Raw genomic sequence first — 25,818 nt, 5'->3', positions numbered from 1 at the left:
CGATCCGGCCCGCACGCCGTCGCGCGGGTGATGGGGAAGCGGCGGGAACAGGACGGGGCCGCGGCGCGTTGCCCGCCCGATGGACGACGCCGACGACAAACACAGCCCCACCCCCCACCCCGCCGGCTTCCCGGCGGATGAAACCCATCGGCTGACCGCGGAGGAGCTGGCCTTCCTGTTGCGCGATCCGATGCTGCGGGCGCGCGCGGCCGAGCGCGCCGCGCGCTCCAACCGTCTGCGCACCGAACGGCGCGCGTCCGACCCCGCCTATGCGGAGAAACTGCGCGCCGGGGATCGCGAACGCCAACAGCGGCGGCGGCGGCGGAACGCCATCGGTCGGCCCGAACCAGCGGAGCGGCCAGCCACCACCCTGCCCGACCTGACCCTGCCCCAGGCGGCGCGGCTGCTGAGCGAATATCTGGCCGGAAGCACCACGGCCCAGGCGGCGCAACTGCGCGGGCGGCCCGACCGCGTCCGCCTCTATGCCGAAGCCTTCGTCACCTACCGGACCCTGTCCGCGGGCGATGTCCGGCCGAGCTGCGGGGCATTGGCCGCCCTTTTGAAATCGCGCTTCGGCCACACCGTCACGCGGTCCCAGGCGCAGAAGCTGCGCGACCATGTGGAGGGCTTCGCCATCACCGAAGGCCCCTGGTCGCCCGACCCAGCCGCATCCGATGTCCGGCCCCGGTCCGGCCCCGGCAACCCCGCTTCGAAACGGGACAAGGGGAAAGCCGGCAGCAAGGACAAGGCCGGTACGGACGGTCACGCGCCACGCCCCTCGCGGCCCTGATTCACCGTCCCCCGAGGCCGGCGAAGAGGTGCTTTATATAGTTAATTATACGTTAATGTTTGTGCGCTCAACGATACCGGCCGATCTGGCCGGAGATCGATGTGGCGTGACGGACTGTATCGGCCTGCGGATCATAAAATTGCTTCCCACCGTTTGAATATTTGCCGCAACCAAAAATTTTTTGATCACCATTTGCAGCGGTGCAAGCCACTGCCGGTTTCGATCGATGAATTTCTGTAAACAAAAAGCTGTCGGCCCAACCATTGGGCGAGGTGAAAGAATCAGGGATTTTCCCAAGGGTGTGGTCACAGGGTTTAAACAAAGCTTATCGCATTTGATCGCAGGTGGTCGCAAAACAATACAAAGCTGTAACAGGCGACGTGGCACGAATGCTGCGACAGCAGCGATGCCTATCGGAATATGGCATTCAGTCACCAATATTCAAAAGTTTTCTCTTGAACCCAGACAAAGAATGTGTGAACAATCTTTTCATTCTCGCAAACAGAGGCGACAGAAGACTGGGCACTGGAGACCAATGGACATGAGTGAGCCGACGGCACGCAAAAGAGGACGACGCGGATCGCCGGAATCCTGGTCTGTGGATGCCCATGTCGGGCAGCGCGTACGGATGCGGCGGACCCTTCTGGGGATGAGCCAGGAAAAGCTGGGCGAGGCGATCGGCCTGACCTTTCAACAGGTTCAGAAATACGAACGCGGTTCCAACCGCATATCCGCCGGCACCCTTTATCGCCTTGGCCAGGTTCTGGATGTCCCGGTCAGCTTCTTCTTCGACACATACAATGATGCCGGGCCACGCCGTTCGCGCGGTGGTTTCGAGGAGCCGGACGACAACAACAGCCAGATCAGCCGGCGCGAGGCACGGCTTCTGCGCCTGTGGCGGGCCGCCCCGTCCCATGTTTCCGACGAGATGCTTTCCCTGCTGTCCGCCCTGTCACCGGAGATCAAGGATCCACCCGACGGATCCGCCGACGGTGACGACGGCGAGGACAACCCCTCCCCGCTCACGCCCCCATCGTTCGACATCACCACGCCAAGCGCAACGCCGTCTTCCGGCAGCGGCGGTCTTTCCAATGGCGAGATCGTTATCGCCACGCAGGACTCCGATGGCGCCCGCAAATCCAACCGGGTGCCCCGCGGCGACGGCGTTCGGGTCAAGCAGGCGAAGGCCACCGATGATTCCGGCCAGGGCAAGGCCCGCCGCCGTCACGGTGCCGTGTGGGACCCGACCGACATCCTGCGCGCGACAAAGCCGCCCTCCCGGAACTGAGGCTGCGGACCAAGCGCACACCACCTCCGCAGGCCGCCGCCTTACGGACGCCGCATGCGATCACCGCATGCCAGACAAGGAAAGGCTCCGCACCAATCGATGCGGAGCCTTTGGTTGTAATCGGCTGATGGACCGTGGATTTGGTGGCGTCACACTGGCCTCGGTCGCGGACGGTCCGGCCGCCCGGCTTACCAGCTGCGAACCGGACCGACGTCGAGATGGACGAAACCGCTGCGCGGGTAATAGCCGACACCGCCCGACTGCATCCCCTTCGCGGTCTCGGAAATGGCGCGCAGTTGGGTATCCGGCAGACGAATGTCGATGGCCATGCCGCGGGTGTGATAGCTTTCCTTGGCCACCCCGCGCGACCGGCGCCGCGCCATCGCGTTGGTGCGCCGGGACCGGTAACCGCAAATGACCTCGAACGGATCATCGGAGCCGACGCTCTGATGCACGCGGGCGAGCAGATCGAACAGACGCGGGTCGTAACGGCAGACCTGCTTGGCCCGATGGTCGCGCAAAAGCACATCCAGCTTGCGCAGCACCTCCGGCTTGTACTGGCCGTCGGCCCAATAGACGCCGTCAAAGCGTTCCTGGGTGTTGATGTTGTGCAGGCTGATACGACGGACGCCGCCCGCCAGCGGGGCGGCTTCCGCCGTGCCCGCACCCAGGAGGACCGGAGCCGTCACCACGCTGGTGGCAAGACCGGTCGCAATCCCCGATGCGGCCGGAAGGGCGGATACCGCCGCGGCGGCAAAACCAAGGAACCCGCGCCGCCCGATGGCCGGAGCGGCACGCTCGTCATCCCCCAAATGCATCCCCGAACCTCGTCGTTTTACGTTTTGGCCGTTCTACGCTGTGGCCGTTCGGCGTTTGGCGGGTCGCAAGGGCGCCCGCGGTGGCTTTTGTGTCCAACGCTGATCCGGAGCGTCCCGTCTGATGTGGAGCGTCGCCGGACGAATATCCGTATAGGGAAGGTCATCGGCAGAGGCAATCAAAAAATTCCGCACTGTGACCTTCTTGCATAGGCGGGTCATAGGACGGCGGCAGGAAGATCACACCGCAAGACTGATCGTCCGATTTTCGCCCCGCAGACCTCGCCATCCATTATTGCCTTGCATAAATTGATCCAGAGAGCCGCGGCGCATCCCTTCGGATGGCCCGCCGGCCCACGGTAACAGAGGGTTCCGCCATGACCGCTTCCGCCGATCTCTCCACGCCCCGCAAGCTGGCCCTGCTGGCGTTTTCCGCCGCATCGGCGCTGGCTTTGCTGGGAGCAAGCCCGGCGGACGCCCTGCCCTACCGCGACACCGTGTCCCAGTGGGCCGACAAGCTGGACGCCGCCGCCGGCGAGCTGGACAAGGCGGCGGTGCAGCCCTCCACCCGGATCGGCGACGGCGGGCTGATGAAGCTCGGCAGCAGCGGAGAGCGGGTCGGCCGGCTGGCGCAGCGGCTGGTAGAGCTTGGCCTGCTGCCGGCGGACAAGGTGGCGGAACTGTTCACCGCCGACATCGACCACGCGGTGAAGGCCTTCCAGCTGGCTCAGCGGATGAAGCCCGACGGGCTGGTCGGCGCCGGCACCCGCGCGGCGCTCGACCGCACGCCGGCGGAGGCGGCGGCGCTGATGCGGCAAAGCGCGGTCGCCATGCGCAGCTTCCGCGACACGGCGCCGGACAATGTGCTGGTGGTCAACCTGACCGACCAGACCACCACCCTGGTGCGCGGCGGGGAGGAGGAGCTGACGATGCGCGCCATCGTCGGCCGGCCGTCGCGCGAGACCCCGTTGCTGACCGACCGCATCACCCACATCATAGTCAACCCGACCTGGACGGTGCCGCCGACCGTTCTGAAGGAGGACAAGCTGCCGATGCTGCGGGCGAAGGGCACCCCCGGCATCCAGAACGCCATCGTCTATCTCGACGGGCAGGAGGTGGCGCCGGAAACGGTCGACTGGCATGACGTCACGCCCGGCCGGGTCCGCATCGTGCAGCAGCCGGGCAACCACAACGCGCTGGGCCGCTTCCGCTTCAACCTGACCAATCCCTACGACATCTATCTCCATGGCACCAACGAGCCGCGGCTTTTCGCGCGTGAATTGCGATCGATCAGCTCCGGCTGTGTCCGGCTGGAGGATCCGCGCCGGCTGGCCGAGCTTCTGCTCCAGGGCAGCAGCGTGACTCCCGAACGGATCGACCGCATGCTGGACAAGCAGCAACCCCAGTGGGTCAAGCTGCCGACGCCGATGCCGGTGCAGTTCGTCTATTGGATCGCGACGGTGGAGGCCGACGGCGCCGTCCGCCTGCACCCCGACATCTATGACCGGGCGGATGATGCGCCGACCGCGATGTCGACCCCGTCGCCGGCTCCGGCGGCTCCGATGGCGCCCGGTGCGCTTCCAGCCGCCGCGCCGCCCGCCGAGCCGGCGGCATCGCCGGCCGGCGCCGACAAGTCCCGCGCCTGACGGCCGGGGAGGTTTCTCCAGGCGGTTTCTCCAGGCGGCCGGCGCATCGGGATGGCAGGCTACGCCCGCCGCCTGGTCCTCCTGCCGCGGTTGGCTGGAACGGCGGTGGCGGCCGCGTCCTCCGGCGTCGGCCAGGCGTCGCGGTCGCCATGCATCGGGATCCCGATCTCCTCTCCCTGGTCGGCGAGGCCCGGCTGTTCACCCTGGTTGACGATGCTCAGCACTGGCTCGACCGGCTCTGTCCGCATCGCGGTCGCTTCCGGGCCGCCCGCCGGATTGGGTTTCAGAGTGTCGCGATAATTGTCCTGGATCGCGATCTCTTCGCTGGCCAACTCCCAATTGGCGTCGGCCCGGCCCTCGGGCCGGCCTTCACGTTCCCAGATCTCATGCGCGCGCCGACGGATGCGGCTTTCCAAATCCTCGGCCATACAGGTCGTCTCCTTCGCGGCTGCCGCTTTCCAGGGGGATGACGGGGCGGCTGGCGCCGGCTGACGCCATGCCCGGCCGCGTCGCGGCTGCCCAATCAACCCCGCCACTCCCCGGAGAGTTCCGGCGGCTTTCACGCCAACCGCCGCTTTTCCTTTCCGTACCCGTCGGGCCGCTCCATTTCGGCCACCGTTTCCCAATGGCAACGCCGGCGCGAAAAGCGTCGGAGCTGTCACAAATGCGCCGCTTGTCGTTTGAATTAGCCCTATCGTGGTGTTATTGCACCGCCATCAACCGCCGGTCCGCGAGAGAGTGGCTGGGCCAAGCGACGGGACCGATATGTTACGTATTTCCTGGCCGAACGCCGCCTTCCACAGCCTCCGCTCCAAGCCGGCCGATGATACCCGGAACCCCGGCCGCATTCCGGCGATGGGCAAGCGCGGCGGCGTGCTGAAGGCCACTCTGCTGGCCTGCGTTCTCAGCCTGTCCTCCCTGCCTTCCGCCCAGCCCTCCCAGGCGGCCGACTCCGCCGCCAAACGCCAGCCCGCCGCCAAGCCGCCCGCCGCGAAGACGGAGACCAAGGCGTCCACGCCGGCGCCTCCCCAGGCGCCCACCCAGGCGCCGACACCCGTTTCCGACGGCCCGGTCCTCCAGCTCGGCATCTTCTCCCGCGATGCCGACGCCTGGTGGAGTTGGAAAAGCCTCCAACAGCAGCGGCGCGACCTGGCGACCGGCCTGACCCCGTCGGTCATGCCGCTGGATGGCAAGAACGAGGCCGCGGGCGTCGCCCTCTACGCCCAGGTCGCCAAGGATACCGATGCGCGGGCGCTGTGCCGCCACATCGTCGGTTCGGGCTTCGGCTGCCTCGTCGTCGATCGTCCCCTCCCCATCCCCGCTCCGACCGCGGCGCCGGCCCAGACGGCCCAGGCAGCCCAGGCGAAGGCGGTTCCCGAAAAGACGCCCCCGGAAAAGCAAAGCGCTCCCAAGCAATCCGCCGAAAAGCAGACCTCCGACAAGCCGGCTCCCGACAAACCGGCCGCGATGAAGACTGCCGAGGCGAAGCCCACCGATGCGAAGGCCCCGCCGCCCGCTCCGTTCGTGGCCGACGCGAAGCCGGCGCAGCAGGCGGCCGGCGATCGGGAGACGGTGACGACGACCACCACCTCCGTCCTGGCGCCGATCGGCTCGGCCTTCGCCGCGCCGCTGGTCCCGCCGCCGCCGTCCGCGGCCGGCGCGGTGCCGCCAGCCGATGGGCTGGTGATCTACAACGAGGAGGACGCCCGCACCATGGCGGACATCGAGCAGCACAGCCGCCGCAAGGGCCGGCTGCGCTCGGTGATGCCGGATTCCCGCTATGACGTGATGCCGGCGACGCTCAAACGGGAAAACTGGAATCTCTGCGCCCTGACCTTCGATGACGGACCGCATCGCACGGTCACCCGGCAGATTCTGGACATTCTCAATCAGGAGGGTGTGCGCGCGACCTATTTCCCGGTCGGCCGCATCGCCGAACGCCAGGGCGAGCTGATTCACGATTTCATCGCCAGCGGTCACGAGATCGGCAATCACAGCCTGACCCATTCCGACCTGCGCAAGATGGATGCGGCCGGCGCCCGGTACGAGATCGCGGAGACCAACCGCATCCTCCGGAGCTTCGGCGCCAACCCCGTGCTGTTCCGCCCGCCCTATGGCCGCTATTCCGACGAGTTGCTGAGCATCGCGCGGGAGGAGCATATGGGCTCCGTCCTGTGGTCGATCGACACGCGCGACTGGCAGGTGCGCAACGCCGACAAGATCGTCAACCAGATCAAGATCGCCGGCATGCCGGGCAACGTCTTCCTGATGCACTCCACATACGCCAGCACGGCGCAGGCCCTGCCCCGCGTGATCGCCGAGCTGCGGGCCAAGGGCTGCGAGTTCATCACCCTGTCGGAATGGCTGGAGCGGGCGCGCCAGCTGGCTCTGCCGAAGATCGTCAATGCCGGCATGCCCGCCGCCAACGCGGCGGAGGCGGCGACCGGGCGCCAGTGACGCCGCCTGGGTAACGCCGCCTGCCGGACCTCCCGCGCCCCCGCCTCCCTGGGCCCTACTTCTTCCGACGCTGGGCGTATTGGCGGATCACCGCATCGACATCGGTCGGCAGGATCGACCAGATCGCCCCAACCGTATCCCCCTTGATCTCCACCACCGAGACGGTCGCGTTGAAGGTGAACTTGCCGTCGGCATCGTCGACACGAACCGACACCTTGGCATTCTGACCGACGACCAGGGACCCGTCGAAACCGCGCGCGACAAAACCCTTGGCCGTCAGCGACACGATGGGAAAGCTCTTTCCATCGCACTGGATGACGCTGATCGGCATACGGCGGGCGGGCGGATCCGCCGCCTTCTTGTCGGTTACCGTAACCTTCAGGAAATCGAAAAGCCCCATCCCAAGCCCCCGGCCGCGCCCCGGAAAACCGCCACGGAGCGCCGGGCGGAAGGGCGAACGCCACCCTCGCCCGCGATTAAACGCGGGCACTCATCGCGGAGCAACGGAATCCTGCGCAAGCGCCCTTCAGCGCCGAAGGGTGCCCCGCACTCTGGCCCATGCCCGCCGCGCCCGTCCGAGCGACAGCAAGGCGAATGGCAGCAGGGTGACCAGGACCACGACCATTCCGGCCATGACCGACAGGGCACCCAACGCATCGGCGGCGAGGAGGCGGGCCATCAGGCCGGCCAGGAGATGCAGGATCAGCGCCCCCAACACCGATGCCGCCAAAAGCGGGCCGAAAACCGCCGGCAGCAGGGCCAGGGCTCCGCGCATCGGGCGCTCCGAAACCGGGACCGGAACGGTATCGGCATCCCGCCACCCGGATCGGACCGCCGGATGCGGCATGCCGGCGACATTTCGCACAACGCTACGCATTGGCGCCTCCGCTCTGACTGCTTTCCCCGCACCCGTACGGTCGTCCGTGATTGCAGGCGGTCGGGTCATCCCCAGCCAAACCACCGGAAGGACCATTGCCGGAAGAACCATCGAAGGAACTATAGGATGCTTTTTCCGGCCTGGCCAAAATCCAAAGCGATTACCCCTTTGCGCAGAGCCGTCTCACCACCTCCGTCCAAAGCACACTCATCGAAAGCACAGGGCCGGACGGCGGGCACGACAGGAGGCATCACCGGGGGGCCAAGCCCACGGTCTCCACAGAGGCTGTGGATAACTGTGTGGGCAAGCCGTGGGCAGTCCCGATTCGCCCCAGGCGATTCAAGGACCCCGCTGTGTTTGCCCAAAAACCAGGCATTCGAAGCAAGCGCCTGATTTAAAAAGGGAAAGCCGCTTTAGCGGCTCTGGAAGCCCTGACCGCGTGTCAACCGAAATCTGTCACATTCGGTGCGGTTCCTTGATTTCACACCCTGACATGCCCTGTTGACAACTGTTCCCATGGCCATTGCACCATCGTTGCGGGTGGCGGGCGCCTCCCTCGGCCGCCCTATGACCTTCGAGCGCCCCCACGCCGAACCCCCTGGCGTCCCTTCGCTTTCCGCTCTCCCCCATAGCGGCCGGACGGTGGGGGCGGGGCGGGAGACAGGCGCGCGGAGGGAATTCCCGTCGCGTCCGTCAGGGGCCGCCGCCTGGAACGAAGCCGCCACCGGTGATCTCCATCCGGTCCATATCCAGCCCCATGCCCAGCGCCCCCTTGCGGACCGCGGCACGGACCTGCCGCATCCTTGCGGGATCGCTCTTGGCCTGCTCGACCGCGACCTCGATCAGCGCCGTCTGGACCAGCAGCGCTTCGGCAAGCTCCTGCTTCTGGGCGTCGGGCGCCTTGCCGGGACCGCCGGCGGCGTTCAGCGCACGCGCGGCCTGGGCACGAACGGCGGCATACATGTCCCGGCCCAGCGTGTCATTGTCGCCCCGCGTCGCCTGCCAGGCGGTGATCCACCACAGCGCGTAGACATCCGCGAGATTGTCGACCCGCAGGCCATAGGGCGCGATCAGCGCGGCGATCCTCTCGATCACGTCCCCCTGGGCGAACAGCCTCTGGAGGTCGGCCGCGCCGGCCGGATCGACCGCCCGCGTCTTTTCGACGAATGCGGCGAGATTGGCGGTGCGGCGCGCTTTCGACGGCGTGTAGCCCAGCCGTGAAACATCGGGCGGCGGCGCGTTGCGCTGTTCGTCGCGGTTCCTGAGTTCGCGAAGGTGGGTGCCGAGGATATCGGTCTGGGCGATCGACGGCACGAGGACGCTCCACGACCAGCCGTCATTGATGAACTGCTCGGCGGACGCACCGCTCCCGCCGCCGCCCGCACCCAGGCAAACCGCGAGGGCGACGACCAATGACACTCTCCTCATTCAGCACTCCTGTCCAAATTGGCGACGAAGGAGAGCGGACGACATGCCGCTCCATCCGGAAAGAGCCGCAATGGGGGTATCGCCACCGGGCCACCTCCCATTCCGACCCGCTCGCCGACGCCGCGGGCGGCGGGGTGGGCATGGACCAGCTCCATCGCGCTCCCCCTCCTCTCAGCCTGTCGGGGCGAAGACGACACGCAGGCAGCCGTCGGCCTTCTCCTTGAACATGCGATAGGCCCGCGGACCGTCGTCCAGGGGCAGCCGGTGCGTCATCAGGTAGGAGGGATCCAGCGCGCCGTCGCGGACATGCTCGAACAGGCGCGCGGCGTAGCGCTGGCCGTTCTGCCGGCCCATGCGGAAGGTCAGCCCCTTGTGCATCGCCGCCCCCATCGGGAAGCTGTCGATCGATCCGCCATGAATGCCGACGATGGACAGGGTGCCGCCCTTGCGGCAGCTCTCGATCATCTGGCGCGGCACCGCCGGCCTGTCGGCCACCATGCCGACGGCGTCGATGCAGACATCGGGACCGCGTCCGCCGGTCATCGCCTGGAGCGCGTCGAAGACATCGACACGGCTGTGATCCAGCGTCTCCGCCCCCGCCTTCATCTGGGCGGCGCGCAGCCGGTCGGAAAAGCGGTCGATGCCGATCACCCGCTCGGCGCCCAGCAGATAGGCGCTGCGGATCGCCATCTGGCCGACGCCGCCACAGCCCCACACCGCCACCACGTCGCCTGGACGGATACCGGCCATGTCGGCGGCCATGTAGCCGGTCGGCACGGCATCGGAGAGGAAGACCGCCCGCTCGTCGCTTACCCCGTCGGGCACGCGGACGGCATTGAAATCGGCATAGGGCACGCGGACATAGTCGGCATGGCTGCCGGCATAGCCGCCGAAGGCATGGCTGTAGCCGAAGACGCCGGCGCCGCAATGACCATGGGCGGCACGGGCATGGTCCGGGTTCGGGTTGGAGTTGTCGCACAGCGCGCTTTCGCCCCGCCGGCAATGGCCGCACCGGCCGCAGCCGATGACGGACATGGTGACGACCCGGTCGCCGCGGTTCAGATGGCGGACCTCCGGCCCTTTCTCCACGATCACGCCCAGGAATTCATGGCCGATGATGTCACCGGGCCGCATGGCCGGGACATGGCCGTCGATCAGAGCCAGGTCCGACCCGCAGACCGACGACAGAGCCACCTTGATGATCACGTCATGGGGATTGACCAGCACCGGATCGGGCACGCGCTCCACCCGCAGGTCATTCGGTCCGTTCCAGCAAAGCGCCTTCATTCCGTCACCTCACGGGAAGGTCCGGAACCGTTTCCGCGCGGCTGCCGGTCGGTGGTGGACAACTCACCGGTCTCCACCCGCTGCTTCAACCGGCGCAGCGCCTCCTCCGCCAGCCGGTCCGGCGCGACCCCCAGACGCGCCGCCACCTCGGTGGCCGGCACGCGGTAGACCAGCGTCAGCCGCACCTCCGTCCCCCGGTCGCCCGGCGCCGGGCCCAGCATCAGCGAGGCGCGGTGCGGCAGCGCCGTCTCACCAGCCGTGTGCCAGGTCAGCAGCCGGTCCTGGTCGACGCGGTCGAGCACGCAACGCCAGCTCAAAGGCTCGGACCGCACAAACGCGCCGGAACCGACGATCCATCTGCTCTCGCTGGCGGACAGAACATCGACCCGCTCAAGCTGCGGCATCAGCTTCGGCAGATTGGCGAAGTTGCGCCAGAAACGGAAGATCGTCCCCGCATCCGCCGCGATGGTGACGACCGCCTGTGTGCGCTCCGGCGTCCGTGAGCGGCGGCGGGAGGCCGGGGCACGGCCGCGCCACGCATCGGGGTTGCGCGGGGACCCTCCGCCGAAGGGCGGCGACCCCAGGAAGCCGGCGACGACCAGGCCGGTACCGCCCAAGGCCAGCATCGCCCCACCCCACCGGATCCCGCCCCGCCACGCTTGCGGCTCCGACCGCCGTTCCCACCGCCGTTCAAGAAGGCCAAGCCCCAACACGCCCAAGGCGGTGCCGCCCATCATGGCGAGCCAGCGGCCACCGGCTCCAAATCCGGCCACGCCGCCTCCGGCTGGTTTTCCCCCGACCAAACGGTTCGATGCCATCGCCGCTCCTTTCCCGGCTGTCCGAGGACCATCGACAGAGAACAGCCGGGTCGCGGCTTCGTTGCGTCGTCGTCGGACGGAGATGAACCGAGGGGGCGGTCCCGCTGTTGTTCCCGTCAGCCGCGCAAATGGAAAGGGAGGATGCCGTGCCTCTTCTTGACGCCACCATGGGCATCGCCGACGCCGAAGGCTTTCGGCCGGTGACGCTGGAAACCGACCGTGGCACGGTCCAGGCCCGCTATTACCCGGCGCCGGGCGCCGAGCTGGCGGTGCTGTGGGTCGGCGGGATCGGCGGCGGGTTCGATACGCCGGCCCGCGGCCTCTATCCGCGGCTGGCCGCCAACCTGATCGCCGAAGCCATCGCCTCGTTGCGCCTGTGCTTCCGGAACCCGCGCGATCTGGAGGAGTCGGTGTATGACGTGCTGTGCGGGTTGAGCTTCCTCGGGCGCCAGGGCATCCACCATGTGGCGCTGGTCGGTCATTCCTTCGGCGGCGCGGTCGTCATCCAGGCGGCGGCATCGAACCGCGGCGCCGTCTGCACCGTGGTGACGCTGGCGACCCAGGGTTATGGGATCGAACCGGTCGGCGACCTGTCCTGCCCGATCCTGCTGATCCATGGGGAGGCGGACGAGATCCTGCCGCCCAGCTGTTCGATCCACGTCCATCGCAAGGCGCGCGACCCGAAGAAGCTGGTCCTGGTCCCCGGCACCGGCCACGCGCTGGACGAAGCCTCCGAGGCGGTGTGCCGCGAGGTGCGCGACTGGTTGAAGGGGACCTTGCTCAAACGGTGAAAGGGGAGCCGCCGGCCCCCCTTCCCATCCATTCGCCTCAGCTTTCCTTGGCCTTCTGCGTGTCGCTGACCGGCTGCACGCCCGGCGGACGATCCTGTTGCTGCTGCGGTTGCTGTTGCTGCTGCTGCGGCTGTTCGGCCGGCGGAGGATCGCGGCGCGGCGGACCGGCCTTGACGTCCTGATAGACCGCCTTGGCGATCTCCAGCAGTTCCTCCTTCGACAGCCGGCCTGCCAGCGCGTAGGCCAGCGGCCCCTCGACCCAATAGAAGGTGGCGACGTCGCCATTCTGGGTGAAACTGAAGTTGGACTGGTTGCCGCTCTGGGGGGCGCCGACGAACAGGGTGATCCGCTTGTTGGCGTCGTTGGCGTACATATATTGCGCGCCGGCGCCGAGATCGGTCGGCAGCGACCGGCCGCCGATCAGCCGGAAGCCGACGCGGCCGAGGTCGGGACCGAAGACATCGCGGCCCATCCGCTTGGACAGCCAGCCGTTCAGCTCGTCCTGATTGTCGGCCCCCAGCTCCACCTGGAACCGTTCGTCCGAGGTGTAGAAACGGTGCGCCTGCGTCGCTTCCTGGGCGAAGGTGGCCAGCGTCTGGCGCTGCTGGGCGACGGGGGCGGACGCCTGCTGATCGACGCCGCGGCCCATCCAGCCGCCGGCCGCACCGGCGACCACCAGCATCACCGCCGCGGCGAAGCGCACCAGCGGCCGGGCATGCCAGGCCGGGCGGTTGTCGTTGAAGGCGATGCGCCCCTTCAGCCGGTCCGACAGCTCCTGAACCTTGTCGCTCGGCGGTTCGCGCAGGATGCCGTCGAACATCTCGTGCAGCAGAATAGCCTGGGCGCGGTAATCCTCCGCCCGGCGCGCCGCCTCCGGATCCTCGGCCAGCCATCGCTCCACCGCCAGCCGGCGGTTGCCGTCCAGCTGCCCATCCACATAGGCGTGGAGTTCGTCCTCCGTGACCCGTCCCGTCGTCAGATGCGCATTCATCACTTCACCCGCCGGAGGGTGACGCCACCCTCGTTCGCCAGTTTCGCCCGCACCGCCTCGCGCGCCCTGGAGAGGCGTGACATGACGGTCCCGATCGGCACGCCGAGCATATCGGCGACCTCGTCGTATTTCAGGCCCTCCAGCGCCACCAGAAGCAGCACCTTGCGCTGTTCCTCCGGCAACTCGTCGACCGCGCGCATCATCTCGCGCAGTTCGACACGCTCCTCCTGCCGGGCCGGGCTGACCAGCTTGGATTCGACATCGTCGACATCGACCTCCTGCGGCCGGGCGGCCTTGGAACGGACCTGATTGACGTGGACGTTGTGCAGGATGGTGAAAAGCCATGCCCGCAGGTTCGTCCCCGCCTGGAAGCTGTCGGCACGCGCCACCGCGCGCGTCAACGCCTCCTGCACCAGATCCTCCGCATCCGCGCCGTTGCGCAGCAACGCGCGCGCATAGCGCCGCAAGGACGCAATGTGGACTTCCAGATCGACCCCGAATTTGCTCAACCGCGCACCCGATCCTTACCGATCACGCCACGGCTCACGCCATGGCCTCCCCCCTCCTCCCGAAAGGACGGACGGGGCGACACGGCGCCGCAACTCCAGGGCCGGGCCGTCCCGGCCGATCCTGCGACCGAAGGGGGGACCCGATGCATATGGGTGCGAACGCGCGCCACGCATCCTTTATTCCAGACTTCGTGACGCTTGCAGCAAAATTTGTGCGGCACGGCCAGGCTTGTGCCGAAAAGGCTTCAGAACGGCCCCGTCAGTTGCCCGCCAGGCCAACCCGCCGCGCCGCCAGATCGGCCCACCACCGCTGGTTCCCGCGCCGCCACAATGCCGCGGCCGATTGAATGAGTTGGAGAACGTCACGCACGACCAATGCCCCCCGATCAGAGCGTTGGGTCGGTCGGGAAAGATTGGTGGGCCCGGCCGGATTCGAACCGACGACAACACCGTTATGAGCGGCGCGTTCTAACCGCTGAACTACAGGCCCTACCGCGAGGCGCACTTTGCGACAAAGCCTTGGGAAAATGCAACCCCTCGTTCATCATTCCGACGTGGAAGCCCGAAAACGAAAACGGGGGCCGACCGGCCCCCGCTTCGTCTCGAAAACAACCGTCCCGGATCAGGTATCCAGGAAGCTGCGCAGCTTGCGCGACCGCGACGGGTGCTTCAGCTTGCGCAGAGCCTTCGCCTCGATCTGGCGGATGCGCTCGCGGGTGACGTTGAACTGCTGGCCGACCTCTTCCAGCGTATGGTCGGTGTTCATGCCGATGCCGAAGCGCATGCGCAGGACACGCTCCTCGCGCGGCGTCAGCGAGGCCAGAACGCGGGTCGTCGTCTCGCGCAGGTTGGCCTGGATGGCCGCGTCCAGCGGCAGGACCGCGTTCTTGTCCTCGATGAAATCACCGAGATGCGAATCCTCCTCGTCGCCGATCGGCGTTTCGAGGGAGATCGGCTCCTTGGCGATCTTCAGGACCTTGCGCACCTTCTCCAGCGGCATCATCAGACGCTCGGCCAGCTCCTCCGGGGTCGGCTCGCGGCCGATCTCGTGCAGCATCTGGCGGCTGGTGCGGACCAGCTTGTTAATCGTCTCGATCATGTGGACCGGGATGCGGATGGTCCGCGCCTGGTCGGCGATCGAGCGGGTGATCGCCTGACGAATCCACCAGGTGGCGTAGGTCGAGAACTTGTAGCCGCGCCGGTACTCGAACTTGTCCACCGCCTTCATCAGGCCGATGTTGCCCTCCTGGATCAGGTCCAGGAACTGAAGGCCGCGGTTCGTGTATTTCTTGGCGATGGAGATGACGAGACGCAGGTTGGCCTCGACCATCTCCTTCTTGGCGCGGCTCGCCTCCTTCTCGCCCTTCTGGACGGTGGAGACGATGCGGCGGAACTCGTTGATCGGCAGGCGCGCTTCCTCGGCGACGTTGGAGATCGCCTCGCGAGTCTTGCGGATGTCGCCGTCATACTTCTCCGCGAACTTGCCCCAGGTCTTGGGGTTCAGGCCACGGATGCGCTCCAGCCAGTTCGGGTCCAGCTCATGGCCGAAATACTGGTTCAGGAAGTCCTCGCGCTTCACCCGGCACTCGGTGGCCATGCGCAGCAGACGGCCTTCGAAGCCGGTCAGCTTGCGGTTCAGGCCATAGAGCTGCTCGACCAGCTGTTCGATGCGCTGGTTGTTCAGGCGGACGGTGTTCATCAGCTCGACCATCTCGGTCTTTAGCTTGTCGTACTTCCTGTCCGTCTGCTTGCCGAGATCCTCGCCGCGCTGCATCGCCGCCATGCGGGACTCATGCAGCTTGTGCAGCTTGTCGTAGGTCGCCTTGATGTTCTCGAAGGTCTCGATGACCTGCGGCTTCAGCGCGGCTTCCATGGCGGACAGCGACAGGGCGTTCTCGCCCTCCTCGCCTTCCTCGCCCTCTTCGCCTTCGCCTTCGGCGCGCGGCGGGCGCGGTTCGTCGCCCTCCTCGTCGGCCGGCGCGTCGGCGGCGGGGGCCGCCCCGGCGGGGCCGGCGGCCCCGGCGGCCTCGACCACCTCGGCCAACCCCTCCGGCATCTCCTCGCCGTCCGGACCACCGCCATAGGTGGCGTCCAGGTCGATGATGTCGCGCAGCAGCATCTTCCCTTCCATCAGGGAATCATGCCACTCCAGGATGGCGCGGATGGTCAGGGGCGATTCGCAGATCGCGCCGATCATCATCTCGCGGCCGGCTTCGATCCGCTTGGCGATGGCGATTTCGCCTTCGCGCGACAGCAGCTCCACCGACCCCATCTCGCGCAGATACATGCGCACGGGGTCGTCGGTACGGCCGATGTCGTCGTCGTCGAGATTGCCCGACGACCGGCCTTCGCCGTCGCTGGCCCCCTCGCCGCTGTTCTCCGAATCCTGCTCTTCCGACTCGACGATGTTGATGCCCATCTCGGACAGCATCGCCATCGTGTCTTCGATCTGCTCGGACGAGGACGAATCCTGCGGCAGCGCTGCGTTCAGCTCGTCGTAGGTGACATACCCGCGCTCCTTGCCGCGGGCGATCATCTTCTTGACGGCCAAACCCATGCCGTCCATCAGAGGACCGTCTGCGGATTCCTCCCGCGTTTCGGAAACTTCCACGCTGTTCGCAGCTTTCGTGGCCATGCGATCGGTGCCCCCGCATTACCCCAGTGAATAAAGACGAAAGGAGCGATCGGTCCCGGTCGCCCGGCCCGTCCGCCCCACCCCCAAGCTTGTACCTACCCAGAACCCGCCATCACAGACACTGTCATGCGGCCCCGTCCCATCAACCGCGTCCCATCGACCGACCCCCGATGCCCGACACCCGGTCACCGACGATGCGAACCGTCGATCCCCGGACCTCCTCCATCAGGCGTCATCGAAATCATCCTCATCCGTCATACCCAGGCCGGACTTGATGACCTCCTGCTGAAGCGCCGCGACACGGGCGAGGTTGGCCTCGTTCGTATCACGCTTCAGGGCCGCCTTCGCTTCCCTGAGATCGTCGAGCACCCGCTCGTGATGCAGGTGACGCCACGCCGGCCACCATCCCCGCCTCGCCTCCTCGGAGGAGGCATCGGGCCGGGAGAAACCGGCATGGTTATAGGTCGACTCGCTCAGCAAAGCCCCGACCATGGTCTCATGGCCGGCGGAAGACAAGTGGCGACAAAGCGCATCGGCGTCAAGTGCCGAGTCGTGGTTGCCCTCGTCCGACAGGCATTCGATGACCGCCCAGCGCAGTTTTTCCAGCTCCGGGTCACCGAACGGCAACAGCCCCAGCGGCTCGGCCAGTTCGCCGAACAGGTCGGGATGGTTGATCAGGGTCGCCAGCAGGATCCGCTCCCGCATCGAGGCGAGACGCGAGACCCGGCCACGCCCCTCCCCCGCCGGCTTGGAGGTCAGCCGCCCCGGCGTGCCCGGCACATGGCGGCGCGGCGCCTCGCCGAAGCGGCCCCGCCCCTGGCCGGGCACCCAGGGGCCGCGATTGTAGGCCGGGCGCGCCGGGGCGAAGGCCTCATCGACGCGGCGGCGCATCTCGGTCCGGTAAAAGCTCTGCACATCGCGGTCGGCGATGGTGGAGACGCGGGCCTCCAGCGCCGCCTTCACCGCCGCCTTGGCCTCCGGCGTGTCGGTCGGCCGCCCCTCGCTCTCCATCCGCCACAGGGCGTCGGACAAGGGGATGGCCGTCTCCAGCACGGCACCCATCGCCTTGGGACCCTGGGCGCGGATCAAACTGTCGGGATCCTCGCCCTCCGGCAGGAAGGCGACGCGGGCCGACTGGCCGGGGGCGAGGTGCGGCAGCAGGCGCTCCACCGCCCGCCACGCCGCGCGCCGGCCGGCATTGTCGCCGTCGAAACACAGGAAGGGCACCTTCTCCGCCGCCGGGATCAGCTTCCACAACTCCTGCACCTGGGTCTCGGTCAGCGCGGTGCCGAGCGGCGCCACCGCCCCCTCGAAGCCGGCGCGCACCAGGGCGATGACATCCATATAGCCTTCGGCGACGATCACCGGCTTGCCGTCCGCCGCCGCCTGCCGCGCCCGCGACAGGCCGTAGAGCAGCGTGCCCTTGTGGAAGAGCGGGGTGTCGGCGGTGTTGACGTATTTCGGCCCGTCGCCCTCCAGGATGCGCCCGCCGAAGGCGACCACCTGCCCGCGCCGGTCGGTGACCGGGAACATCACGCGGTTGCGGAAGAAGCTGTAGGGCGACCGTCCGTCGTCGGGCCGCTTCAGCAGCCCGGCATTGATCATGTCGTCGTCGGAAAAGCCCTGCTTGCCCAGATGGGTGCGCAGCGCGTTGGAATCGCCGGGCGCATAGCCGAGGCGGAAGCGGGCGATGGTGTCGCCGTCCAGCCCGCGCCGCAGGAAATAGTCGAGCCCCGCCCGCCCGGCGGAGCCGTGCAACTGCTGCTCGAACCAGCGCGTCGCCTGCTCGACCAGATCATGCAGGGTCTTGCGCCGCTCGTAGCGCTGGCGGTCCTCCTCCGTCGGGCGCGGCACCGGCAGACCGGCCTCGCCGGCCAGATGTTCGACCGCCTCGGGAAAGCCGAGATTGTCGTGGCGCATGACGAAACCGATGATGTCGCCATGGGCGCCGCAGCCGAAGCAATTGCCGGTGAGAATATTGTCTTCCAGCGCGAAGGCATGCTCACCGGGGACTTCGGCGCAGAAAACCTCCTCCTCCCTATCGGTTTCCTCGACGGACGCCACGACCCAGCGCAGACGGGCGAATGACTTGCTGGCTTGCTCGTAGCGCTCCCGTGCCTGATGGCCGAGGAACAGCGATGCGTCCATGGTGGACGGCACGAAATGGAGGCGGAAGATATCACAGGGTTCCGTCGCCAGCCCGCGGCGCGTCGCCAAGGTAATGCCGTAGGTGCCGATCCCCAGCCTGAGAGCGGCGGTGCGCACCCACTCCAGATGTGCCCGGTCGGCACTGTGGAGCATGACGGTTCCGTCCTTCGCCACATGGCCATCGGCGGCGATATAGCCAGCCAGAAAGCCAAGCAGGTAAGCATCGGTGCTGTCTTCCAGAGCCGGCAGCGCCTTCATATGTCCGAATGCTTTGCCGCCGTAAATTCGCAGATAGGGCTTGCCCTGCTCCGTCAGCTTTGGCTGTGGCGTCCGATCTGGAAACCAACCGGTCAGCACTTTGTCTTTTTCACCGTGCAGGTGAACATGGCCGTATCCCTTTTGAACGGAACCGTCGCCGAACACGATGCCATGGGCGATACCATCGGGATCAAGCGACCAGTCGCACCGCGGCTCCGGCAGAACCGCCTCGAGCCGGTGGCCGCGGCGGAGCTGGCTGGTCACCACGTCTCCGATAACGCCTCGGACGAACCAGCGGTGACCTGCGGTCGCGTGCAGCACCTTGGTCTGCCCGTTGCGCGTCAATGTAACGCGCATGAGCTTTTGGATGCCGTAGGATTTGAAGGCCGCGGGAACCCATTTCCCGCCACGGGTCAGAACCGTCTGGGTTGTGCCGGCGAGTCCCGCGATGGGACGAGCCCCATCCGGCAGGATCACGGGGGTTTCCGCCGCCAGACAATGGAAGAAGCCCTTCTGGTCGTTGACGTAGAAGGACGGCGACTTCTCATTGTGGAAGGGACAGGGGGCCTTGTACTCGCGGCCGGCACGGATCAGGCGCAGGCGCTTGGAGACCACCTCCGACAGGGTCAGGCGGGTGCGCAGTTCTTCCAGGAATTGGGGCGGGAAGGCCATGGTCGAACGGTCACCAGGATGGATGGACGGGGCGCGACGGGCGCAAGGCTATAGCAGAGGCATGGTATGGGAACCAGCGCCGCCGGCCCGCCCGGGGCGCGGATGGCTCGGGCGGACCGCGTCAGTCCGGCTGCCTGGCGAGATGTGTTCCGGCATAGAGCGTGCTCAAGGGGACCTGATAGCCGATGCTGTCCAGGCCGAGCATCCCGTCCGCGCCGATCACCAGCGGGCTTTCCGGCCAGCTTCCATCCGCCTGCCGGCACAAGAGCTCCGCACCGACCGCGGAGGTCCACAGCACCAGGATCTCGCGAACCGATGGCAGCGTGGTGTAGGTCCAGACATTCTCCCAGGTCTCGGCCTCGTTGCTGGGCGACAGGATCTCGATCAGCAGGACCGGATCGGGCAGCGTGCGCAGTCCGCGCTCGTCCGGGGCGCAGGTCACGCCCAGGTCGGGAATGCGCATGTTGTGGCTGGAACGGACGCGGGGCTGCACGCCCGGAGCGGTCACGATATGGCAGCCGGGCGCACGGTCGGCCAGATGGTTGCCGATCACACGGGCGACGGTGCTTTGCAGGATGCCATGGGTGATGCTGGCAGGCGCCATGGCGCGCGGTTCGCCGTTCACCAGCTCATAGCGCGTGTCGGTGCCGTCGCCGTTCCAGTCCAGGAACTCCGCGACGGTCATGCCCGAAATGGTGGATTTGCGGACCGCGACCATTCCACTGTTCTCCCGCCACATCCTCCCGGCCGCCGCGCCCGGACCGCCGCCATGGGACCACCGCCTTGGGGGCGCCCACCCTCAAGCCTAGCCTGAGTCGCCCCCTGGCGGCCAGCGCCCCGTCAGCCGGCTTTCGTCAGCCCGCTCTCACTTGCCGGACAGCCGCGCCTTCACCAGACCGCCGGCCTTGGCGAAGTCCATCTGCCCGGCATGGCGGGCCTTCAGCTCGGCCATCACCTTGCCCATGTCCTTGATGCTGGCGGCCCCCAGCTCGGTCACGATGGCGTCGATGGCGGCCCCGGCCTCCTCCTCGGTCAACTGCTTCGGCAGGAAGCGCTCGATGACGGCGATCTCCTCGCGCTCCTGCTGGGCCAGCTCGGGACGGCCACCCTGCTCGTACAGCCCGGCCGACTCGTTGCGCTGCTTCACCATCCCTTGCAGCATCGACAGGGTCTCCGCCTCGTCGATGCCGTCGGTGACGCCGCGCGTGCGGGCGGCGATGTCGCGGTCCTTCAGCCCGGCGAGGATCATGCGGATGGTGGACACCGCGCGCTGGTCCTTCGCGCGCATCGCGTCCTTCAAGCTGTCGTTGAACTGCGTGCGCAGCGTCATGTCCTGTCTTCCTTGTTCATCGTGCAGTCATCGTGCCCGGCATTCGGCGGGAAAGGGCGACTATCCCGAAAGCGCCCGCCGATTTCCACACAAATGGGCCGGCTTTGCCGATGGCCAACTTTGTCGGCGGCTCAGGGCCGCCCTGCAAAGCTATTGCTGGAAATCGGGCGTCCAATCGTCATATAGGATGTCCGGCCCACCCGATCAGCCCACTCGATCCCATGTCATCGCCCGATCACGGCGAAGGTGGGGTGCGAGCGGTTGCGTGTGCGCGCCCGGCGGGACGCTAGGCCGTCGCCGTTCCGCCGATCAGCCGATCCGTCGCCGGCCGCGGTTTTTGGGAAGGTTCACAGGAATGACTCTCGCCACTCCCCCCTCCGACAATGCGGTTCACACCGGCGTGCTGGTTCTGGCCGACGGCACGGTGTTCCGCGGCCGAGGCATCGGCGCCACGGGGGATTCGGTGGGCGAGGTGTGCTTCAACACCTCCATGACCGGCTACCAGGAGATCCTGACCGATCCCAGCTATGCCGGCCAGATCATCACCTTCACCTTCCCGCACATCGGCAACACCGGCGCCAACGCCGAGGACATCGAGACCATCACGCCGGCCGCCCGCGGCCTGATCCTGCGCGCCGACATCACCGACCCGTCGAACTGGCGCGCCACCCGCCATCTCGACGACTGGCTGAAGAGCTACGGCCTCGTCGGGCTGGCCGGCGTCGACACCCGGCGCCTGACCCGCCGCATCCGCGACCTGGGCGCGCCGAACGGCGTCGTCGCCCATGCCCCGGACGGCAGGTTCGACATCGACGCGCTGGTCGCCAAGGCCAAGGGCTGGCCGGGGCTGGAGGGCATGGATCTGGCCAAGGACGTGTCCTGCCGCCAGACCTATGACTGGACCGAGGCGGCCTGGACCATCGGCGGCGGCTATGCCACCCAGGACAAGCCGCGGTATCATGTCGTCGCCATCGATTACGGCGCCAAGCGCAACATCCTGCGCTGCCTCGCCGCGGCCGGCTGCAAGGTGACAGTGGTTCCCTCGACCGCCTCGGTGGAGGATGTGATGCGCCACCAGCCGGACGGTGTCTTCCTGTCCAACGGCCCCGGCGACCCCGCCGCCACCGGCGAATATGCCGTGCCGACCATCAAGGGGCTGCTCGACACCGGCGTGCCGATGTTCGGCATCTGCCTGGGCCACCAGATGCTGTCGCTGGCGCTGGGCGCCAAGACCACCAAGATGCAGCAGGGCCACCGTGGCGCCAACCATCCGGTGAAGGATCTCGTCTCGGGCCGGGTCGAGATCACCAGCCAGAATCACGGCTTCGTCGTGGTGCCGGAGACCCTGCCGGCCGACGCCGAGGTCACCCATGTCAGCCTGTTCGACGGCACCAACGAGGGCATCCGCCTGAAGGGCAAGCCGGTCTTCTCGGTGCAGTACCATCCGGAAGCCTCGCCCGGTCCGCAGGACAGCCATTATCTGTTCGACCGCTTCGTCCAGTTGATCGCCGAGAAGAAGGCGGCCTGACGCTCCGGCGAAGCAGGTCCGCTGAAAGGGGCGTTCCTTCGGGGGCGCCCTTTTCGTTTCCAGCCCCGCCTGCCGCCGCTCCCAAGGAAGAAGCCGGATCATGGCCCGCTCCACCGACCTGCCGCTGACCGCCGTCGCCCCGGCGATCTGGGGCAGCACCTACATCGTCACCACCGAACTGCTGCCGCAGGGCTATCCGATGACTGTGGCGCTGCTGCGCGCCCTGCCCGCCGGGCTGCTGTTGCTGTTGCTGGTCCGCCGGTTGCCGTGGGGCTGCTGGTGGGGCCGCTCGCTGGCGCTGGGGGCGCTGAACTCCTCCTTCTTCTGGGGGATGCTGTTCGTGTCGGCCTACCGCCTGCCCGGCGGGGTGGCGGCCACGGTGGGGGCGGTGCAGCCGCTGATCGTCATCGCCCTGTCGCGCCCGCTGCTGGGCACGCCGATCCGCCCGCTCGCCGTCGCCGCCGCCCTGGCCGGCATCGTCGGCGTCGCCCTGCTGGTGCTGAAGCCCAGCGCGGCGCTGGACGGCATCGGCGTGCTCGCCGCCCTGGCCGGCGCCGGGTCGATGGCGGCCGGCACGGTGCTGAGCCGGCCCTGGCGCCCGCCGGTGTCGCCGCTGACCTTCACCGCCTGGCAGCTGACGGCCGGCGGCGTCCTGCTGGTGCCGGTGGCGCTGCTGCTGGAGCCGGCGCTGCCGCCGCCGAGCGCGGCCAACCTGCTGGGCTTCGCCTATCTCGGCCTGATCGGCGCGGCGCTGACCTATATCCTGTGGTTCCGCGGCCTGTCGCGGCTCGAACCCTCGGCGGTGGCGCCGCTGGGCTTCCTCAGCCCGGTGACGGCGGTGGTGCTGGGCTGGGCGCTGCTCGGCCAGTCGCTGACCAGCTACCAGATCGCCGGCATGGTGCTGGCGCTCGGCAGCGTCTGGGTCAGCCAGCGGGTCCAGGCGAAACCGGCGGCGCCGGCCGGAACGCCCGCCTCGGCCGCCACGGATGCGCGTGGCGGAAGACGGCGTCCTCCGCGGCGGCTTTTCCGGCGGCGGATTCCCGCCATATCCTGCGGGCACCATGCGCCGCCTGCCGCCACCCCCCATCTCCGCCCCTGACGTTCCACCGCAAGAGCACCCCGCCTGCCCGCTGTGCGGACGGGCGATGGTGCCGGGCGCCAGCCTGAACGAGCATCACCTGATCCCCCGGACCTATGGCGGGCGGGAGACGGTGACGATGCACCGAATCTGCCACGCCAAGATCCACGCCGTGCTGACCGAACAGCAGCTGCGCGACCAGTATCACGGGATCGAGGCTCTGCGCGGTCATCCCAACATCGCCGCCTTCATCCGCTGGGTCCGCCGCAAGCCGCCGGAATTCACCGACGGCCACGCCACCGACCGGCGGCGGCGCAAGCGCTGAAACCGGCTCTCACCCCCGGCGAACCGTCGGCTGCTGGGCAGGCTTGGGCAGATAGTTGCGGGCCTCGCCGTTGCAGACGCGGCTCACCCGCTCATACTCCTCCGCCGTGTCGACCTGGGCCTGCCGGCGGTCGCGCTCGCGGCCGAAATCCTGCATGATCCGCCTCATCGCCGATTCCAGAGGCCGGCGGATCGCCGCCATCGCCTGGGACTGGCTGCGGGAACGGACCGGCGCCATCTCGGCGGTCACCTGCTCCAGACGACCGCGAATCTGCGGCATCATCTCGGCCAGCAGGGCCTCGTCCACCACGACATGGCGCATCTCATGGGCCAGCACCTCGCCGAACAGGCAGGAGCTGGCGGGAATCTCCCTGGCGACATGGACGATGCGCTGCTGGAACCCGAAACTGATGGCCAGCACGCTGGCCGCGGCGCAGTAGGTGCCATCGCCCATCGCCTTGACCTGGGCCGAGACCTGCGACTGCTCGCCATAGCGCGCCTGGGTCAGCCCCAGCACATGGCTGTTGGCGGCCCCCGCCGGGCCGGGCGTGCGCCCGGGAAGCCGGGTGAGCTGCGCGATGGTCAGGCCGTCGTCGCGCTGGATCGGCGCCAGGACGCCGTCCAGATTGAGCTTGGCCTGCGGGAATCCGGCGCAACCGTTGGATTGCGCGGCGACCGGCGACGCGGCAACGAACATGGCCGAAAGGACAAGGAACAGGTGGCGAACGGTCATGCCGGTACTGTTACCGGGAAACCGTTCGCAAACAAGTGGCATGGCGGAAGGAGGTTTGGTGGGACGCCCCCTCGACGGTGCGATCCGACGCCCCACCCCTCAAGTTTCCCCAGTCCCGTCAATGATGCGACGGGAACAGGAAGCGCGCCTTCAGCGTGCCTTCGATGGCGCGCAGGTCGTTGGTGACCTCCAGCTCCTCGACATCGCCGTCGACGTCGACCACCACATAGCCCAGCTCCGGATCGGTCTGGAGATACTGGGCGGCGATGTTCAGGTCGCGCCCGGAGAACACCTCGTTCACCTTGCGCAGCATGCCGGGACGGTTCTCGTGGACGTGCAGGAAGCGGGTGCAGCCGGCCTGCACCGGCAGCGCCACCTGCGGGAAGTTCACGGCGCCGACGGTGGAGCCGTTGTCCGAATACTCGATCAGCTTCTGCGCCACCTCGGTGCCGATGTTGGCCTGGGCCTCCATCGTCGAGCCGCCGATATGCGGGGTCAGGATGGCGGTCTTGATGCCGCGCAGCGCGCTCTGGAACTCCTCCTTGTCGGAGCCGGGCTCGACCGGGAAGACGTCGATGGCGGCGCCCAGCACATGGCCGGACTTCATCGCGGCGGCCAGCGCCTCGATGACCACCACCTGCCCGCGGGCGGCGTTGATCAGGTGGCTGCCGTTCTTCATGGCGGCCAGCTCGCGCTCGCCGATCATGTTGCGGGTCTGCGGGGTGTCGGGCACATGCAGGGTCACCACGTCGGACACCGACAGCAGCTCCTCCAGCGAGTCGCAGGCCCGCGCGTTGCCGAGCGCCAGTTTGCGCACGGTGTCGTAGAAGCGGACCTGCATGCCCATGGCCTCGGCCAGGATCGACACCTGGGTGCCGATATGGCCATAGCCGACGATGCCCAGCGTCTTGCCGCGGATCTCGTAACTGTCCTTGGCCGACTTCATCCAGCCGCCGCCATGGACCAGCTGCGACTTCTCGAAGATGCCGCGCATCAGCATGATGATCTCGCCGATCACCAGCTCCGCCACCGACCGGGTGTTGGAATAGGGGGCGTTGAAGACCGGAATGCCGTTGCGGCGCGCCGCCTTCAGGTCGACCTGATTGGTGCCGATGCAGAAGCAGCCGACGGTGATCAGCTTCTGCGCCGCCTCGAACACCTTGGCGGTCAGATGGGTGCGCGAGCGGATGCCCAGGATATGGACCGAACCGATGCGCTCCAGCAGTTCGGACTCGTCCAGGGCGCGCGGCAGCCGCTCGACGGAGGCGTAGCCGCCACGGGCCAGCTCGTCGATGGCGTTGTCGTGCACACCTTCCAGAAGAAGGATGTTGATCTTGTCCTTGGAGAGCGAGAGCTTGGTCACGGCCGGCATCCGTATCTGGGCATCGGTTCTGTTCCGCCAGGTCCGCCCGCCG

23 protein-coding genes and 1 tRNA gene are annotated in these 25,818 nt (G+C 67.7%); 8 read left to right on the top strand and 16 right to left on the bottom strand.

Translation table 11 applies throughout. The annotated features are described in order from the left end of the window. Positions 1–79: 79 nt before the first annotated feature. Together AZL_RS05660 and AZL_RS37600 are read left to right on the top strand one after the other, a co-directional pair. Positions 80–790, top strand: a complete 711-nt coding sequence (locus AZL_RS05660; protein ID WP_012973693.1) for a hypothetical protein — start codon at positions 80–82, stop codon at positions 788–790. A 406-nt stretch (positions 791–1,196) separates the two neighbouring features. Next, positions 1,197–2,078 (top strand): helix-turn-helix domain-containing protein, encoded by an 882-nt coding sequence (locus AZL_RS37600; protein WP_371304225.1) that lies wholly within the window; start codon positions 1,197–1,199, stop codon positions 2,076–2,078. A gap of 188 nt (positions 2,079–2,266) precedes the next feature. Here AZL_RS37600 and AZL_RS05650 read toward each other — a convergent pair whose 3' ends face one another. Continuing rightward, complete coding sequence (locus tag AZL_RS05650; protein ID WP_012973691.1) at positions 2,267–2,896, bottom strand: DUF882 domain-containing protein; 630 nt, start codon at positions 2,894–2,896, stop codon at positions 2,267–2,269. Between the two features lie 374 nt (positions 2,897–3,270). On the opposite strand from AZL_RS05650, the gene AZL_RS05645 reads away from it, so the two are divergent. Beyond that, entirely contained in the window at positions 3,271–4,539 is a 1,269-nt protein-coding gene (locus AZL_RS05645) for a L,D-transpeptidase family protein (protein ID WP_042442611.1), read from the top strand. 59 nt (positions 4,540–4,598) lie between these two features. Here the strand turns inward: AZL_RS05645 and AZL_RS05640 are convergent, their stop codons facing one another. After that, complete coding sequence (locus AZL_RS05640; RefSeq protein WP_042442610.1) at positions 4,599–4,967, bottom strand: DUF2934 domain-containing protein; 369 nt, start codon at positions 4,965–4,967, stop codon at positions 4,599–4,601. A 337-nt stretch (positions 4,968–5,304) separates the two neighbouring features. Between AZL_RS05640 and AZL_RS05635 the strand changes: the two genes are divergently transcribed. Further along, a complete protein-coding gene (locus tag AZL_RS05635; protein ID WP_148219216.1) occupies positions 5,305–6,996 on the top strand; it encodes a polysaccharide deacetylase family protein in 1,692 nt (563 codons plus the stop codon). 55 nt (positions 6,997–7,051) lie between these two features. Here AZL_RS05635 and AZL_RS05630 read toward each other — a convergent pair whose 3' ends face one another. The 5 genes from AZL_RS05630 to AZL_RS05610 form a co-directional block, all read right to left on the bottom strand. After that, the gene (locus AZL_RS05630) at positions 7,052–7,396 is read right to left on the bottom strand and encodes a hypothetical protein (RefSeq protein ID WP_247894290.1); all 345 of its coding nucleotides are present in this window, start codon (positions 7,394–7,396) and stop codon (positions 7,052–7,054) included. Positions 7,397–7,522: 126 nt separating this feature from the next. Then, positions 7,523–7,771 (bottom strand): hypothetical protein, encoded by a 249-nt coding sequence (locus AZL_RS05625; RefSeq protein ID WP_148219215.1) that lies wholly within the window; start codon positions 7,769–7,771, stop codon positions 7,523–7,525. 795 nt (positions 7,772–8,566) lie between these two features. After that, entirely contained in the window at positions 8,567–9,286 is a 720-nt protein-coding gene (locus tag AZL_RS05620; protein WP_042442606.1) for a DUF6683 family protein, read from the bottom strand. Positions 9,287–9,472: 186 nt separating this feature from the next. Continuing rightward, positions 9,473–10,588: a zinc-dependent alcohol dehydrogenase gene (locus tag AZL_RS05615; protein WP_012973685.1), complete on the bottom strand. Its 1,116-nt coding sequence runs from the start codon at positions 10,586–10,588 to the stop codon at positions 9,473–9,475. Beyond that, the gene (locus AZL_RS05610) at positions 10,585–11,361 is read right to left on the bottom strand and encodes an SRPBCC family protein (RefSeq protein WP_247894289.1); all 777 of its coding nucleotides are present in this window, start codon (positions 11,359–11,361) and stop codon (positions 10,585–10,587) included. The genes AZL_RS05615 and AZL_RS05610 overlap by 4 nt, the downstream gene beginning before the upstream one ends. 191 nt (positions 11,362–11,552) lie before the next feature. On the opposite strand from AZL_RS05610, the gene AZL_RS05605 reads away from it, so the two are divergent. Beyond that, positions 11,553–12,197, top strand: coding sequence for an alpha/beta hydrolase (locus AZL_RS05605; protein ID WP_148219214.1), 645 nt, complete (start codon positions 11,553–11,555; stop codon positions 12,195–12,197). Positions 12,198–12,234: 37 nt separating this feature from the next. On the opposite strand, the gene AZL_RS36240 is transcribed toward AZL_RS05605, so the two are convergent. The 7 genes from AZL_RS36240 to AZL_RS05570 all read right to left on the bottom strand — a co-directional run bounded on the left by AZL_RS36240 (position 12,235) and on the right by AZL_RS05570 (position 20,740). Further along, positions 12,235–13,188, bottom strand: a complete 954-nt coding sequence (locus tag AZL_RS36240; protein ID WP_012973682.1) for an anti-sigma factor family protein — start codon at positions 13,186–13,188, stop codon at positions 12,235–12,237. Next, positions 13,188–13,697: a sigma-70 family RNA polymerase sigma factor gene (locus AZL_RS05595; protein ID WP_012973681.1), complete on the bottom strand. Its 510-nt coding sequence runs from the start codon at positions 13,695–13,697 to the stop codon at positions 13,188–13,190. The genes AZL_RS36240 and AZL_RS05595 overlap by 1 nt, the downstream gene beginning before the upstream one ends. A 414-nt stretch (positions 13,698–14,111) precedes the next feature. Then, positions 14,112–14,187: transfer RNA gene (locus tag AZL_RS05590), tRNA-Ile, on the bottom strand. 132 nt (positions 14,188–14,319) lie between these two features. Next, complete coding sequence (rpoD, locus tag AZL_RS05585) at positions 14,320–16,332, bottom strand: RNA polymerase sigma factor RpoD (protein ID WP_012973680.1); 2,013 nt, start codon at positions 16,330–16,332, stop codon at positions 14,320–14,322. A gap of 225 nt (positions 16,333–16,557) precedes the next feature. Then, positions 16,558–19,410: a DNA primase gene (gene dnaG / locus AZL_RS36860; RefSeq protein WP_012973679.1), complete on the bottom strand. Its 2,853-nt coding sequence runs from the start codon at positions 19,408–19,410 to the stop codon at positions 16,558–16,560. A gap of 121 nt (positions 19,411–19,531) precedes the next feature. Further along, positions 19,532–20,128, bottom strand: a complete 597-nt coding sequence (locus AZL_RS05575; protein WP_148219212.1) for a Uma2 family endonuclease — start codon at positions 20,126–20,128, stop codon at positions 19,532–19,534. Between the two features lie 147 nt (positions 20,129–20,275). Continuing rightward, positions 20,276–20,740: a GatB/YqeY domain-containing protein gene (locus tag AZL_RS05570; protein ID WP_012973677.1), complete on the bottom strand. Its 465-nt coding sequence runs from the start codon at positions 20,738–20,740 to the stop codon at positions 20,276–20,278. 355 nt (positions 20,741–21,095) lie between these two features. Between AZL_RS05570 and carA the strand changes: the two genes are divergently transcribed. The 3 genes from carA (at position 21,096) to AZL_RS05555 (ending at position 23,671) form a co-directional block, all read left to right on the top strand. Further along, complete coding sequence (gene carA, locus AZL_RS05565; protein ID WP_012973676.1) at positions 21,096–22,268, top strand: glutamine-hydrolyzing carbamoyl-phosphate synthase small subunit; 1,173 nt, start codon at positions 21,096–21,098, stop codon at positions 22,266–22,268. A 100-nt stretch (positions 22,269–22,368) separates the two neighbouring features. Beyond that, positions 22,369–23,367 (top strand): EamA family transporter, encoded by a 999-nt coding sequence (locus AZL_RS05560; RefSeq protein ID WP_012973675.1) that lies wholly within the window; start codon positions 22,369–22,371, stop codon positions 23,365–23,367. Positions 23,368–23,413: 46 nt separating this feature from the next. Continuing rightward, positions 23,414–23,671, top strand: coding sequence for an HNH endonuclease (locus AZL_RS05555; RefSeq protein ID WP_247894288.1), 258 nt, complete (start codon positions 23,414–23,416; stop codon positions 23,669–23,671). Positions 23,672–23,680: 9 nt separating this feature from the next. On the opposite strand, the gene AZL_RS05550 is transcribed toward AZL_RS05555, so the two are convergent. Both AZL_RS05550 and serA read right to left on the bottom strand, forming a co-directional pair. Next, on the bottom strand, positions 23,681–24,403 hold the full coding sequence (locus tag AZL_RS05550) for a hypothetical protein (protein WP_148219211.1): 723 nt from the start codon (positions 24,401–24,403) through the stop codon (positions 23,681–23,683). 118 nt (positions 24,404–24,521) lie between these two features. Continuing rightward, positions 24,522–25,766, bottom strand: a complete 1,245-nt coding sequence (serA, locus tag AZL_RS05545; protein ID WP_012973672.1) for a phosphoglycerate dehydrogenase — start codon at positions 25,764–25,766, stop codon at positions 24,522–24,524. Positions 25,767–25,818: the final 52 nt, after the last annotated feature.

It is taken from the genome of Azospirillum sp. B510, assembly GCF_000010725.1.
GTDB classification, from domain to species: Bacteria; Pseudomonadota; Alphaproteobacteria; order Azospirillales; family Azospirillaceae; genus Azospirillum; species Azospirillum lipoferum_B.
Note: the sequence above shows the minus strand (reverse complement) of the source record. Positions and strands in the feature narration are given on the sequence as shown.